Origin of the sequence: Klebsiella pasteurii (genome assembly GCF_018139045.1) — a bacterium.
Taxonomy (GTDB): Bacteria; Pseudomonadota; Gammaproteobacteria; order Enterobacterales; family Enterobacteriaceae; genus Klebsiella; species Klebsiella grimontii.
The window spans coordinates 80,720-94,042 of sequence record NZ_CP073236.1 but is presented as its reverse complement, the minus strand read 5'-3'; the positions used below and the strand labels follow the sequence as shown (position 1 = coordinate 94,042).

The following is a 13,323-nucleotide window of genomic DNA, read 5'->3' as shown; positions in this document are numbered from 1 at the left end:
CCGGTATCGCCGGGCCTTTCTTTTTTTCGACTACTTTACTCAGTCCGGCGATTTGGGTAGTGTCAGTGACGCTATTTTCACTCTGCAAGGATCGTGTCGTTCATGTTTTCGGGACTATTAATCATTCTGCTGCCGTTGGTCATAGGCTATCTTATTCCTCTTCATCGGCCATCAGCCCTTAAACTCATTACGCGACTTCTGAGCTGGATCGTCTACGTTATTCTCTTCTTTATGGGAATTAGCCTGGCCTTCCTGGATAATCTGGCCAGCAATCTCCTGGCGATCCTTCATTATGCGGCGGTCAGCGTCGTTATTATTATGCTGTGCAATATTGCCGCCCTGATGTGGCTTGAACAGAAAATGCCCTGGCAAAATCATCATCGTCAGGAAAGATTACCCTCGCGTCTGGCAATGGCGCTGGAATCCCTTCAGCTATGCGGCGTGGTGCTTATTGGCTTCCTGATTGGTCTAAGCGGTCTCTCTTTTTTACAACACGCCACCGAGGCCAGCGAATATACGCTGATTTTCCTTTTGTTCCTCATCGGTATTCAACTGCGTAATAATGGCATGACGCTGCGGCAAATCGTTCTTAATCGTCGCGGCATGATTGTCGCGGTGGTGGTGATGGTCAGTTCATTGCTGGGCGGCGTCATCAATGCCTTTATTCTTGACCTACCGCTAAAAACCGGACTGGCCATGGCCTCCGGTTTTGGCTGGTATTCACTCTCCGGGATCCTGCTGACCGAATCCTATGGCCCGGTGATTGGCAGCGCGGCATTCTTTAACGATCTTGCCCGCGAGCTGCTGGCGATTATGCTTATCCCTGGTCTGGTGCGCCGCAGCCGTTCAACGGCGCTAGGCCTTTGCGGCGCGACATCAATGGACTTTACACTGCCGGTACTGCAACGTTCAGGCGGGGTGGAGATTGTGCCGGCGGCCATCGTTCATGGCTTCATTCTCAGTCTGCTGGTGCCCATCTTGATGGCTTTCTTCTCCGCTTAATACCTACCTGGCGGTAGTCTCCTGCCGCCAATTTTGCGCTAAATCAATCTCCCTGTAAGTTGTATCAGAAATACCTTTTCTCTTCTCGCGCTCGGGCATAACCTTAAACATGTATCTTAAATATAACTTTAAAAAAGGTGTGACCATGTTTTGTGTGCAATGTGAACAAACCATCCGTACCCCGGCAGGGAACGGCTGCTCTTACGCGCAGGGTATGTGCGGGAAAACGGCCGAAACCTCCGATCTGCAGGATCTGTTGATTGCTTCTTTGCAGGGCCTCTCCGCATGGGCGCTTAAAGCCCGCGAATACGGCATCATCGACCACGACATCGATAGCTTCGCGCCGCGTGCTTTTTTCTCCACGCTGACCAACGTTAACTTCGACTCCCCGCGTATCGTTGGCTACGCCCGCGAGGCCATCACCCTGCGTGAAGCGCTGAAAGCCCAGTGCCTGAACATTGATGCCCACGCGACGGTTAACAACCCGATGGCCGATCTGCAGCTGGCGAGCGACGATCTGGGCGACCTGCAGCGCCAGGCGGCGGAATTCACCCCGAACAAAGACAAAGCGGCCATCGGCGAGAACATTCTCGGCCTGCGCCTGCTGTGCCTGTACGGCCTGAAAGGCGCTGCGGCTTATATGGAGCACGCGCACGTTCTGGGTCAGTACGACAACGCCATCTACGCCCAATACCATAAAATCATGGCGTGGCTCGGTACCTGGCCTGCCGATATGAACGCGCTGCTGGAATGTTCGATGGAAATCGGCCAGATGAACTTTAAGGTGATGAGCATCCTGGACGCCGGCGAGACCACCAAATATGGCCATCCCACCCCGACTCAGGTCAACGTCAAAGCGACCGAAGGCAAATGCATCCTGATTTCCGGCCATGACCTGAAAGATCTGTACAACCTGCTGGAGCAAACCGAAGGTACCGGGGTTAACGTCTACACCCACGGTGAAATGCTGCCGGCGCACGGTTACCCGGAACTGCGTAAATTCAAACATTTGATCGGTAACTACGGCAGCGGCTGGCAAAACCAGCAGGTCGAGTTCGCCCGCTTCCCTGGCCCGATTGTCATGACCTCAAACTGCATCATCGACCCAACCGTCGGCGCCTATGACGATCGTATCTGGACCCGCAGCATCGTCGGCTGGCCGGGCGTGAATCATCTGGAAGGCGAAGATTTCGCCCCGGTTATCGCCCAGGCGCAGCAAATGGCAGGATTCCCATACAGCGAGATCCCGCACCTGATCACCGTTGGCTTCGGTCGTCAGACCCTGCTGGGCGCGGCTGATACGCTGATCGACCTGGTGAGCCGTGAAAAACTGCGTCATATCTTCCTGGTGGGCGGTTGCGACGGGGCGCGCGGCGAACGTAACTACTTCACCGATTTCGCTACCAGCGTACCGGATGACTGCCTGATCCTGACCCTGGCCTGCGGCAAGTACCGTTTCAACAAACTGGATTTCGGCGATATCGAAGGTCTGCCGCGTCTGGTCGATGCAGGTCAGTGTAACGACGCTTACTCCGCCATCATCCTGGCGGTCACGCTGGCGGAAAAATTGGGCTGCGGCGTCAATGACCTGCCGCTATCGCTGGTCCTTTCCTGGTTCGAGCAAAAAGCGATTGTCATCCTGCTGACCCTGCTCTCGCTGGGCGTGAAAAACATCGTCACCGGCCCGACGGCGCCAGGTTTCTTCACGCCGGACTTGCTGGCCGTTCTCAACGAGAAATTCGGTCTGCGTTCGGTGACCACCGTTGAAGAAGACATGAAGCAGCTGCTGAGCGCGTAAGGAGTAAAAGTATGACTTTGCCAACTCATCAGTGCCCATGGCGGATGCAGGTTCATCACATCCATCAGGAAACGCCGGATGTCTGGACAATTTCGTTGCTCTGCCACGACTATTATCCGTACCGTGCCGGGCAGTATGCACTGGTCAGCGTACGTAATTCAGCGGAGACGCTGCGTGCTTACACCATTTCATCGACGCCGGGAGTAAGCGAGTACATCACGCTGACCATCCGTCGGATTGACGATGGCGCAGGCTCACAGTGGCTGACCCGCGACGTGAAGCGCGGCGACTATATCTGGCTGTCCGATGCCATGGGTGAATTTACCTGTGAAGATAAGGCTGAAGATAAGTTCCTGATGCTGGCTGCTGGCTGCGGCGTTACGCCGATCATGTCAATGCGTCGCTGGCTGGCGAAATATCGCCCGCAGGCTGATGTGCAGGTGATTTTTAACGTGCGTTCCCCCCAGGATGTCATTTTTGCTGAGGAATGGCGTCAGTATCCGGTGACGCTGGTGGCGGAAAATCACGCCACCCACGGTTTTGTGGCAGGACGTTTAACGACTGAACTGCTGCAAAGCGTGCCGGATCTGGCATCGCGTACCGTGATGACCTGCGGCCCGGCGCCGTATATGGCGTGGGTTGAGCAGGAAGTGAAAGCGCTGGGCGCGACTCGCTTCTTCAAAGAGGAGTTCTTTACGCCGGTAGCCGAGGCCGCTACCAGCGGCCTGAAGTTCACCAAACTGCAGCCGGCGAAAGCGTTCTATGCGCCGGTCGGCGCCACGCTGCTCGAGGCGCTGGAAAGTAACAAAGTGCCGGTTACCGTTGCCTGTCGCGCAGGCGTCTGCGGCTGCTGCAAAACGAAAGTGGTTTCCGGCGAATATACCGTCAGCAGTACCATGACGTTAACCGATGCGGAAATCGCTGAAGGCTACGTGCTGGCCTGCTCCTGCCATCCGCAGGGGGATCTGGTACTGGCTTAACCATCAACTGCCGGATGGCGCAGCGCCATCCGGCTCTCTTTACCGCCAGGCCGAATTTCCGGCGATGGTATAGCGCCCCGCTCCCAAAAAAGCGACCGCCAGCGCACCCACGAAAAAAAAGACCAGGCTCTCAATCGCCCACGCGCCGACCGCATCCAGCGCGAAGGTTTTGCCCGTGCCGACCATAAGCCAGGCGACGACCATCGTAAAAGCCAGCACCAGCGCCGCCGGACGGGTAAGAATTCCCAGGATCAGTAGGCAAGGCGCAACCACCTCGCCCACTAATACCCCATAAGCGATAAAACCCGGCAATCCTTTTGCTACCAGCATATTGCTGATTCCCCCTACGCCATCAAATAGCTTGTGTAATCCGTGAAACAGCATCAGTCCGCCGACGGCAAGTCGTAACAAGAGTTTGCCGAAATCGTCATGAGACAGCAGTTTATTAACAGCATTTAACAGCGATTTAACCATTTGAAATGATTCCTGTTTACCACTTTATGTGAGCACAGATTATGCGGAGTTTTCGCTGAAAAAAACCAGAGGAAAATGAGGGGTGAAAGCGAGCGTAACCGGCAGTTTCATCTAAGCTTGTAAGCGTTATCACAAAAAGGAGATGGAGAACCATGAAACAAACCGTGGCGGCATACATTGCCAAAACTCTTGAACAGGCTGGCGTTAAACGTATTTGGGGCGTAACCGGGGATTCTCTTAACGGCTTAAGCGATAGCCTGAACCGCATGGGGACCATCGACTGGATGCCCACGCGCCACGAAGAAGTGGCCGCCTTTGCCGCCGGAGCGGAGGCCCAGCTTACCGGCGAACTGGCGGTCTGCGCCGGTTCCTGCGGGCCGGGCAACCTACACCTGATTAACGGCCTTTTCGACTGCCACCGCAATCACGTTCCGGTTCTGGCTATCGCCGCCCATATTCCTTCCAGCGAAATCGGCAGCGGCTATTTTCAGGAAACGCACCCGCAGGAGCTGTTCCGCGAATGCAGCCACTACTGCGAACTGGTCTCATCCCCGGAACAAATTCCGCAGGTGCTGGCCATCGCCATGCGCAAAGCCGTAATTAACCGCGGCGTCTCGGTAGTGGTACTCCCCGGCGACGTTGCGCTAAAAGCCGCGCCGGAAAGCGCCAGCAGCCACTGGTATCACGCGCCGCTGCCGCAGGTGACGCCAGCGGAAGAAGAGCTGAAGAAGCTGGCCCAGCTGCTGCGCTATTCCAGCAACATCGCCCTGATGTGCGGTAGCGGCTGCGCCGGGGCGCATAAAGAGCTGGTGGCGTTCGCCGAGAAGCTCAAAGCGCCTATCGTTCATGCGTTGCGCGGCAAAGAGCACGTTGAATACGACAATCCTTATGATGTGGGGATGACCGGGTTGATTGGCTTCTCCTCCGGCTTCCACACCATGATGAACACCGACACCCTGGTCCTGCTCGGCACCCAGTTCCCCTATCGCGCCTTCTATCCGACGGATGCCAAAATCATTCAGATTGATATCAATCCCGGCAGTATTGGCGCCCACAGTAAAGTGGATATGGCGCTGGTAGGCGATATCAAATCCACCCTCAGCGCGCTGCTGCCGCTTCTCGAAGAGAAAACCGACCGCAAGTTCCTCGATAAAGCGCTGGAACACTATCGCGACGCGCGTAAAGGGCTCGACGATCTGGCCAAGCCCAGCGACAAAACGCTTCATCCGCAGTATCTGGCGCAGCGCATTAGCCACTTTGCCGACGAGGACGCCATTTTTACCTGTGACGTGGGTACGCCGACCGTCTGGGCCGCGCGCTATCTACAGATGAACGGCAAGCGCCGCCTGCTCGGCTCCTTCAACCATGGTTCAATGGCCAACGCCATGCCGCAGGCCATCGGCGCAAAAGCCACGGCACCTGACCGCCAGGTCGTGGCAATGTGCGGCGACGGCGGCTTTAGCATGCTGATGGGGGATTTTCTCTCGCTGGCGCAAATGAAGCTGCCGGTGAAGATCGTTATCTTCAATAATAGCGTACTGGGCTTCGTGGCGATGGAGATGAAGGCCGGGGGCTATCTGACAGACGGCACCGAGCTGCACGCCACCAACTTTGCCTGCATCGCCGAAGCGTGTGGTATCAAGGGCATACGCGTTGAGCGCGCGTCAGAGGTTGATGAAGCGCTGCAAACCGCTTTCGCTACCGATGGCCCGGTACTGGTGGATGTGGTCGTCGCCAGTGAAGAGCTGGCGATGCCGCCGCAAATCAAGCTGGAGCAAGCCAAAGGTTTCAGCCTGTATATGCTGCGCGCGATTATCAGCGGCCGCGGCGACGAGGTTATTGAACTGGCGAAAACCAACTGGCTAAGGTAAAAATATCCTTTTCAATTCATACACAAAATCTTTCGTGGTGCTTCAAGGCGGCAAGCTCGAAAATCCCCGGAAGCATAGATAACTATGTGACCGGGGTTTGAGGGTGCAGTCAACGCAGAGGCTGCGCGAAAGATGAAGTGTACAAGGATATGACATGATTGATTTACGCAGTGATACCGTTACCCGCCCGGGCCGCGCCATGCTGGAAGCCATGATGGCCGCCCCGGTTGGGGATGACGTGTATGGCGATGACCCGACCGTTAACGAACTCCAGCGCTTTGCCGCCGAGCTGGCGGGCAAAGAAGCCGCGATCTTCTTGCCCACCGGCACCCAGGCCAACCTGGTCGCCCTGCTCAGCCACTGCCAGCGCGGCGAAGAGTATATCGTCGGCCAGGGCGCGCATAACTATCTCTATGAAGCCGGCGGCGCGGCCGTACTTGGCAGCATCCAACCGCAGCCCATCGACGCCGCAGCGGATGGCTCCCTGCCTCTGGACAAAGTCGCGGCCAAAATCAAACCGGACGATATTCATTTCGCGCCCACCCGCCTGCTATCGCTGGAAAATACCCATAACGGCAAAGTGCTGCCGCGTGAATATCTGAAAGAAGCCTGGGAATTTACGCGCCAGCGCGGCCTCGGGCTGCACGTGGACGGCGCGCGTATTTTTAACGCTGTCGTGGACTACGGCTGCGAGCTGCGCGATATCACCCGATACTGCGATTCTTTCACCATCTGTCTGTCCAAAGGTCTCGGCGCGCCGGTAGGCTCACTGCTGGTGGGGAGCGAAGAGTATATTCGCCGCGCGATCCGCTGGCGGAAAATGGTCGGCGGCGGAATGCGTCAGGCCGGGATTCTGGCGGCCGCGGGCCTGTATGCCTTGCAGAACAACGTCGCGCGCTTAAAAGAGGATCACGACAACGCCGCGTGGATGGCGGAGCAGCTGCGCGCCGTTGGCGCCGAGGTGACACGTCATGATACCAATATGCTGTTTGTTCGCGTTGGTGAAGAGCGCGCCGCCGCGCTGGGCGAGTATCTGCGCGAACGCGGGGTGCTGATCAACGCCTCGCCCATCGTGCGCCTGGTGACGCATATTGACGTTAACCGTCAGCAGCTCGCCGAGGTAGTTAACCACTGGCAGGCATTTTTAAACCGTTAAGGAGTCCGGCGTGTCGCAGCGAATTCTGGTGCTTGGCGCCAGCGGTTATATCGGCCAGCATCTGGTGAAACGACTCAGCGAGCAGGGCTTCACCGTTCTGGCGGCGGCACGCCATATCGACAGGCTTAAAAAGCAGCATCTCCCCGGCGTCGAGTGCTATTCGCTCGATTTAAACCAGCCGGACACGCTACCCGCCCTGCTGGCGCAGGCTGACACTCTTTACTATCTGGTGCATGGGATGGGCGAAGGCGGCGACTTTATCCGCCACGAGCGGCAGGTCGCGCTCAACGTTCGCGACGCGCTGCGCGAAACACCGGTGAACGAAGTCATCTTTCTCAGTTCCTTACAAGTGGCGGAGCAGGAGCAATCCGATCATCTGCGCGCTCGCCAGATCACCGGCGATCTGCTGCGCGAATCGGGCGTCCCGGTGGCGGAAGTTCGCGCCGGCATTATCGTCGGCGCCGGTTCCGCCGCCTTCGAAGTGATGCGCGATATGGTTTACAACCTGCCGGTGCTGACGCCGCCGCGCTGGGTACGTTCGCGTACTACGCCGATTGCGCTGGAAAATTTGCTCTACTATCTGCTGCGGTTGCTTGACCATCCGTCCCACGAGCATCGGGTATTTGAAGCTGCCGGGCCGGAAACGTTAAGCTATCAGCAGCAGTTTATCCGCTTTATGGCGGTCAGCGGCAAACGACGCCCGCTGATCCCCATCCCTTTCCCGACCCGCTGGATTTCAGTGTGGTTTCTTAACATGATTACCTCGGTGCCGCCAACCACGGCCAAAGCCCTGATTCAGGGGCTAAAGCACGATCTGATCGCCGACGATCGCGCCCTGCGGGCCTTAATTCCTCAACCGCTTATCGCATTTGATGAGGCGGTGCGCCGCACGCTTAAAGAAGAGGAGCAGTTGGTGAACTCCAGCGACTGGGGCTACGATGCGCAGGCCTTCGCCCGCTGGCGGCCAGAGTACGGCTACTACCCGAAACAGGCGGGCTATACCGTTAACACTTCCGCAAGCCTTGCCGCGCTGTGGGAGGTGGTCAACCAAATCGGCGGCAAAGAGGGCTATTTCTTCGGTAATGTTCTGTGGAAAACGCGCGGGGCGATGGACCTGCTGGTCGGTCATCGGCTGGCAAAAGGTCGTCCGGAAAAGGCGTATCTGCAAACCGGCGATGCGGTAGACAGCTGGAAAGTAATTATCGTCGAACCGGAAAAGCAGCTGACGCTGTTATTCGGCATGAAAGCGCCCGGCCTTGGCCGCCTGAGCTTTACCCTGCGCGATAAAGGCGATCATCGCGAGCTGGACGTGCGCGCCTGGTGGCACCCGCACGGTATGCCGGGGCTTTTCTACTGGCTGCTGATGATCCCGGCGCATCTGTTTATTTTTCGCGGTATGGCGCGACGCATCGCGCACCTGGCGGAGCAAATCACCATCAAATAGAGTATAGGTGCAGAATTCTTTCATGATTCTCATTGCATCACAGTCAGAATCACGGAAAAATGCGCACGAAATTCTTTTGTTTAACAGTGGATCGATATGAAGGTACTGGTTACCGGTGCGACCAGCGGATTGGGCCGCAACGCGGTGGAATATCTGCGTAACAGGGGCATTAGCGTCAGAGCGACCGGGCGAAACGAAGCGATGGGTAAGCTTCTGAGCAAAATGGGCGCAGAGTTCGTCCCTGCGGACTTAACCGAGCTGGTCTCTTCACAGGCCAAAGTGATGCTCGCCGGTATCGACACCCTGTGGCACTGTTCCAGCTTTACCTCGCCGTGGGGCACCCAACAGGCCTTCGATTTAGCTAACGTCCGCGCGACTCGCCGTCTCGGCGAGTGGTCGGTTGCCTGGGGCGTGCGCAACTTCGTGCACATCTCTTCACCGTCGCTCTATTTTGATTATCACCATCATCGCGATGTTAAGGAAGATTTTCGCCCGCAGCGTTTCGCCAACGAATTCGCCCGCAGCAAAGCGGCAAGTGAAGATGTGATCCATCTTCTGGCGCAGGCCAACCCGAATACCCGTTTTACGATCCTGCGGCCGCAGAGCCTGTTTGGTCCGCATGATAAAGTGTTTATCCCACGGCTGGCGCAAATGATGCAGCACTACGGCAGCGTTCTGTTGCCGCGCGGCGGCAGCGCGCTGGTGGATATGACCTACTATGAAAACGCGGTACACGCGATGTGGCTCGCCAGCCAGCCCCAGTGCGACCTCCTGCCCTCGGCCCGCGCGTACAACATTACTAACGGCGAACCGCAAACCCTGCACAGCATCGTACAGAAACTCATTGATGAGCTGGGAATAAAGTGCCGCATCCGTTCGGTCCCTTACCCGATGCTGGATATTATTGCCCGCAGCATGGAGCGCTTTGGCAATAAGTCAGCTAAAGAGCCCGCCTTTACCCACTACGGCGTCTCTAAGCTGAACTTTGATTTCACCCTTGATATCTCCCGCGCCCAGCAGGAGCTAGGCTACCGGCCGGTTGTCACGATGGATGAGGGCATTATCCGTACCGCCGCCTGGTTGAAGGACCACGGTAAGCTGCACTATTAACCCCGGCCATACTTTTCCAGCAGCGCTTCGGCTATCGCCAGGGTTTGGGCATCAGCAACCCCGTCCCAGCGCTCGGGGCGGAAGTGCATCTGGAAAGCCATAATGACCCGCTTCTGCTGCGCAGGGGTCATGTCCGGCGTCACCTGATAGCCGTAGCGAGACAGCACGTCCAGCAGCGCTGCGGCGTCGACTGGCTCGTATGACGGGCGCCCCTGCAGATAAAACGCCACGCGCCGGGCATCCGGCCATGCGCCAATTCCCTGTTCGGCCAGCCTGCGCCACGGGAACAGCGGCCCCGGATCGTCTTTACGCTGCGGGGCGATGTCCGCATGGGCGACCACGTTCTGCGGCGCGATATGGTAGCGGGCGATAATGTCTTTCGCCAACGGGATCAGAGCGTCAATTTGCGCCGGATTAAACGGCGTGAAGCTTTTGCCCCCGGCCGTTTTTTGCCAGCCGCGATTCTCCAGCTCAATACCAATCGAGGTATCGTTAATACGCGTGCTGCCGCGCCAGAAGCTGACGCCCGCATGCCAGGCCAGATCCTCTTCCGGCACCAGCTGCCAGATCCGCGGTTTGCCTCCGTGCAGCGGCGGTATCTCCGGGATCAGGTAGTGAGAGCTCACCTGGTTATCCGTCAGCGTCGCCAGCGAAACGTCGAAATCATCGGCGGTGTAGTGGATCACCAATACTTTGATGCGCGGATAAGCCGCCTGCGCCGGGTGGCGCGTATCCAACTGATAGCCGTCGCGATCGATAATGCCCTTTTCCGTCGCGCAGCCCGCCAGCAGCAGCGCCAGCAGGACGCCTGCCCGGCAAATTCTCATCGGCGGGTCTTCACCGCAGTGCCGCTAACGCTGACCATCAGCATGCTGCTATCTTTACCGACGGTTTCGTAGTCAATATCAATGCCGACCACCGCATTGGCGCCCAGCGCCTTCGCCTGCTCGCTCAGTTCTTCAAAGGCGATTTCACGGGCTTTACGCAGCTCCTTTTCATAGGCGCCGGAACGACCGCCGACGATGTCGCGGATACTGGCGAAAAAATCGCGGAATACGTTGGCGCCGAGAATCGCTTCCCCGGTGACGACGCCGCAGTATTCGATGATGGGTTGACCTTCGAGGGTTGGCGTAGTTGAAAATTGCATGTTCAAACTCCTTCTTTAGCGTTCAATGCGTTAGCTCTCAGGGTCAAGCACAATCCCTATCTGATACACTATGCTTGTACAGATATTCTAACGTAGTGAGCTCATAAGGAAATCATCATGCGCTACAAAGTTCTTGCATTAGTCCTCCCCTGCGCGCTGGCGCTCAGCGCCTGTACTACCGTCACGCCTGCCTACAAAGATAACGGCACCCGCAGCGGCCCCTGCATCGAAGGCGGCCCGGATGACGTGGCGCAGAAGTTTTATGACTATCAGGTGCAGCATCGCAACAGCGATTTAACCGCGCTGCGTCCGTACCTGAGTGACGGTCTGGCAAAACTGCTGAATGACGCGCGTCAGGACCCGTCTAACAACGCCCTGCTGCAGTCAAACCTGTTCTCAAGCAGCACAACGCCCGCCGACAGTGCCGATGTCGCCAGCGCCTCGACCATCCCTAATCGCGACGCGCGCAATATTCCCCTGCGCGTGGAGCTGAAACAGGGCACTCAAAGCTGGAAAGACGAAGTGCTGATGATTCAGGAAGGCCAGTGCTGGGCCGTGGATGACGTGCGCTACCTCGGCAACAACGCCCATGCGCCGGCGGGCTCCCTGCGTCAGAGTCTCGAAAAACGCTAATCTGGGCACTAGTCCGCTCAGGCCGAATGAAATAACCCCGGTAAAATGTCGGCATTTCCGCTGGTAATGCCGACATTGACTTCTCCCACCTTCACGAAGCCATATTTTGTGCTAACTTTAAATGTAAACATGGTTTACATTTAACTTTTAACGCATAAATATTGCATAACTATTCTGCCAAAGGTACTATTTGCGGCCTCAATTGCTATATGTATCAGACTGCCCAGATGAGCATTAAATTAAACGGCATTAATTGCTTCTACGGCGCGCACCAGGCGCTGTTCGACATCACGCTGGATTGCCCGCAGGGGGAAACGCTGGTGCTGCTCGGCCCAAGCGGTGCCGGTAAAAGCTCGCTGCTGCGCGTCCTCAATCTGCTGGAGATGCCGCGTTCCGGTACGCTGCATATCGCCGGAAATCATTTCGACTTTACCAGAGCGCCTTCTGACAAAGCCATTCGCGAGCTGCGCCAGAACGTGGGTATGGTTTTCCAACAGTACAATCTGTGGCCGCATCTGACCGTGCAGCAAAATCTGATTGAAGCTCCCTGCCGCGTGCTCGGTTTGAGCAAAGATCAGGCTTTAGCCCGCGCTGAAAAGCTGCTCGAACGTCTGCGCCTGAAACCCTATAGCGATCGCTACCCGCTGCATCTTTCCGGCGGCCAGCAGCAGCGTGTGGCCATTGCCCGCGCCCTGATGATGGAACCGCAGGTTCTGCTGTTCGATGAACCCACGGCAGCGCTCGATCCAGAAATCACCGCCCAGATCGTCAGTATTATCCGCGAACTGGCTGAAACCGGCATTACGCAGGTTATCGTCACCCACGAAGTGGAAGTGGCGCGCAAAACAGCCAGCCGCGTGGTCTATATGGAAAATGGCCATATCGTTGAACAAGGTGATGCAGGCTGCTTTGCGCATCCGCAGACCGACGCGTTTAAAAACTATCTTTCACATTGATGTTTTCGGGGAAATGACGATGAAAAAAGTACTGATTGCCGCTCTTCTTGCGGGCATGAGCCTCTCCGCTACCGCAGCCCAGACCATTCGTTTCGCCACCGAGGCTTCCTACCCTCCGTTTGAATCGATCGATGCCAATAACAAAATCGTCGGCTTTGACGTCGATCTGGCGAATGCCCTGTGTAAAGAAATTGATGCGACCTGCACCTTTACCAACCAGGCCTTCGATAGCCTGATCCCCAGCCTGAAGTTCCGTCGTTTCGATGCGGTCATGGCCGGGATGGACATCACTCCTGAGCGTGAAAAGCAGGTGCTGTTCACCACCCCATACTATGAGAACTCTGCGCTGTTCGTCGGCCAGCAGGGTAAATTCACCAGCATTGATGCCCTGAAGGGTAAAAAAGTCGGCGTGCAGAACGGCACAACTCATCAGAAATTCATCACCGACAAACACCCGGAAATCACTACCGTTCCTTACGACAGCTACCAGAATGCGAAGCTGGACCTGCAGAACGGCCGTATTGACGCGGTATTCGGCGATACCGCCGTAGTGACCGAATGGCTGAAGAGCAATCCGAAGCTGGCCGCGGTGGGCGACAAAGTTACCGATAAAGACTACTTCGGCACCGGTCTCGGCATTGCGCTACGCCAGGGCAATACCGAACTGCAGCAGAAATTTAACGCTGCGCTGGAAAAAGTAAAAAGCGATGGGACTTACCAGTCTATCTATAACAAATGGTTCCAGAAGTAAC

General features: G+C 56.7%; 13 protein-coding genes. 10 read left to right on the top strand and 3 right to left on the bottom strand.

Annotated elements, in window-relative coordinates; translation table 11 throughout:
* Nucleotides 1-102 precede the first annotated feature (102 nt).
* The 3 genes from KCG39_RS00420 (at nt 103) to hcr (ending at nt 3,780) form a co-directional block, all read left to right on the top strand.
* The gene (locus KCG39_RS00420) at nt 103-1,002 is read left to right on the top strand and encodes a LysO family transporter (protein WP_004130891.1); all 900 of its coding nucleotides are present in this window, start codon (nt 103-105) and stop codon (nt 1,000-1,002) included.
* A gap of 145 nt (nt 1,003-1,147) precedes the next feature.
* The gene (gene hcp, locus KCG39_RS00415) at nt 1,148-2,800 is read left to right on the top strand and encodes a hydroxylamine reductase (RefSeq protein ID WP_087830133.1); all 1,653 of its coding nucleotides are present in this window, start codon (nt 1,148-1,150) and stop codon (nt 2,798-2,800) included.
* Between the two features lie 11 nt (nt 2,801-2,811).
* Nucleotides 2,812-3,780: an NADH oxidoreductase gene (hcr, locus tag KCG39_RS00410; RefSeq protein ID WP_049112136.1), complete on the top strand. Its 969-nt coding sequence runs from the start codon at nt 2,812-2,814 to the stop codon at nt 3,778-3,780.
* 39 nt (nt 3,781-3,819) lie between these two features.
* Here hcr and KCG39_RS00405 read toward each other — a convergent pair whose 3' ends face one another.
* Nucleotides 3,820-4,254, bottom strand: coding sequence for a DoxX family protein (locus KCG39_RS00405; protein WP_004130883.1), 435 nt, complete (start codon nt 4,252-4,254; stop codon nt 3,820-3,822).
* A 152-nt stretch (nt 4,255-4,406) separates the two neighbouring features.
* Between KCG39_RS00405 and poxB the strand changes: the two genes are divergently transcribed.
* The 4 genes from poxB to KCG39_RS00385 all read left to right on the top strand — a co-directional run bounded on the left by poxB (nt 4,407) and on the right by KCG39_RS00385 (nt 9,835).
* Nucleotides 4,407-6,125 carry a ubiquinone-dependent pyruvate dehydrogenase gene (gene poxB / locus KCG39_RS00400; RefSeq protein ID WP_211811503.1) on the top strand — a complete coding sequence of 573 codons (1,719 nt, stop codon included), beginning with the start codon at nt 4,407-4,409 and terminating at the stop codon, nt 6,123-6,125.
* A 154-nt stretch (nt 6,126-6,279) separates the two neighbouring features.
* Nucleotides 6,280-7,281: a low-specificity L-threonine aldolase gene (gene ltaE / locus KCG39_RS00395; RefSeq protein WP_142446175.1), complete on the top strand. Its 1,002-nt coding sequence runs from the start codon at nt 6,280-6,282 to the stop codon at nt 7,279-7,281.
* 10 nt (nt 7,282-7,291) lie between these two features.
* Nucleotides 7,292-8,725, top strand: coding sequence for a DUF2867 domain-containing protein (locus KCG39_RS00390; RefSeq protein WP_142446176.1), 1,434 nt, complete (start codon nt 7,292-7,294; stop codon nt 8,723-8,725).
* A 96-nt stretch (nt 8,726-8,821) separates the two neighbouring features.
* The gene (locus KCG39_RS00385; RefSeq protein ID WP_004130877.1) at nt 8,822-9,835 is read left to right on the top strand and encodes an NAD-dependent epimerase/dehydratase family protein; all 1,014 of its coding nucleotides are present in this window, start codon (nt 8,822-8,824) and stop codon (nt 9,833-9,835) included.
* Here KCG39_RS00385 and KCG39_RS00380 read toward each other — a convergent pair.
* Nucleotides 9,832-10,662, bottom strand: a complete 831-nt coding sequence (locus KCG39_RS00380) for an N-acetylmuramoyl-L-alanine amidase (protein ID WP_087830070.1) — start codon at nt 10,660-10,662, stop codon at nt 9,832-9,834. The genes KCG39_RS00385 and KCG39_RS00380 overlap by 4 nt on opposite strands.
* A complete protein-coding gene (locus KCG39_RS00375) occupies nt 10,659-10,982 on the bottom strand; it encodes a heavy metal-binding domain-containing protein (RefSeq protein WP_004100606.1) in 324 nt (107 codons plus the stop codon). Before KCG39_RS00375 ends, KCG39_RS00380 begins: the two co-directional genes overlap by 4 nt.
* A 117-nt stretch (nt 10,983-11,099) precedes the next feature.
* On the opposite strand from KCG39_RS00375, the gene KCG39_RS00370 reads away from it, so the two are divergent.
* From KCG39_RS00370 to artI, 3 genes are all read left to right on the top strand, one after another.
* A complete protein-coding gene (locus tag KCG39_RS00370) occupies nt 11,100-11,615 on the top strand; it encodes a lipoprotein (RefSeq protein ID WP_004130873.1) in 516 nt (171 codons plus the stop codon).
* A 227-nt stretch (nt 11,616-11,842) separates the two neighbouring features.
* Complete coding sequence (gene artP, locus KCG39_RS00365; protein WP_032742293.1) at nt 11,843-12,571, top strand: arginine ABC transporter ATP-binding protein ArtP; 729 nt, start codon at nt 11,843-11,845, stop codon at nt 12,569-12,571.
* A 19-nt stretch (nt 12,572-12,590) separates the two neighbouring features.
* Complete coding sequence (artI, locus tag KCG39_RS00360; RefSeq protein ID WP_004130868.1) at nt 12,591-13,322, top strand: arginine ABC transporter substrate-binding protein ArtI; 732 nt, start codon at nt 12,591-12,593, stop codon at nt 13,320-13,322.
* Nucleotide 13,323: the final 1 nt, after the last annotated feature.

What these genes read in the sequence shown, in the direction of transcription:
- artI (WP_004130868.1), top strand. Translation starts at nt 12,591, where the DNA reads ATGAAAAAAGTACTGATTGCCGCTCTTCTTGCGGGCATGAGCCTCTCC.
- KCG39_RS00370 (WP_004130873.1), top strand. Translation starts at nt 11,100, where the DNA reads ATGCGCTACAAAGTTCTTGCATTAGTCCTCCCCTGCGCGCTGGCGCTC.
- KCG39_RS00405 (WP_004130883.1), bottom strand. Translation starts at nt 4,254, where the DNA reads ATGGTTAAATCGCTGTTAAATGCTGTTAATAAACTGCTGTCTCATGAC.
- ltaE (WP_142446175.1), top strand. Translation starts at nt 6,280, where the DNA reads ATGATTGATTTACGCAGTGATACCGTTACCCGCCCGGGCCGCGCCATG.
- artP (WP_032742293.1), top strand. Translation starts at nt 11,843, where the DNA reads ATGAGCATTAAATTAAACGGCATTAATTGCTTCTACGGCGCGCACCAG.
- poxB (WP_211811503.1), top strand. Translation starts at nt 4,407, where the DNA reads ATGAAACAAACCGTGGCGGCATACATTGCCAAAACTCTTGAACAGGCT.
- hcr (WP_049112136.1), top strand. Translation starts at nt 2,812, where the DNA reads ATGACTTTGCCAACTCATCAGTGCCCATGGCGGATGCAGGTTCATCAC.
- hcp (WP_087830133.1), top strand. Translation starts at nt 1,148, where the DNA reads ATGTTTTGTGTGCAATGTGAACAAACCATCCGTACCCCGGCAGGGAAC.
- KCG39_RS00380 (WP_087830070.1), bottom strand. Translation starts at nt 10,662, where the DNA reads ATGAGAATTTGCCGGGCAGGCGTCCTGCTGGCGCTGCTGCTGGCGGGC.
- KCG39_RS00375 (WP_004100606.1), bottom strand. Translation starts at nt 10,982, where the DNA reads ATGCAATTTTCAACTACGCCAACCCTCGAAGGTCAACCCATCATCGAA.
- KCG39_RS00385 (WP_004130877.1), top strand. Translation starts at nt 8,822, where the DNA reads ATGAAGGTACTGGTTACCGGTGCGACCAGCGGATTGGGCCGCAACGCG.
- KCG39_RS00420 (WP_004130891.1), top strand. Translation starts at nt 103, where the DNA reads ATGTTTTCGGGACTATTAATCATTCTGCTGCCGTTGGTCATAGGCTAT.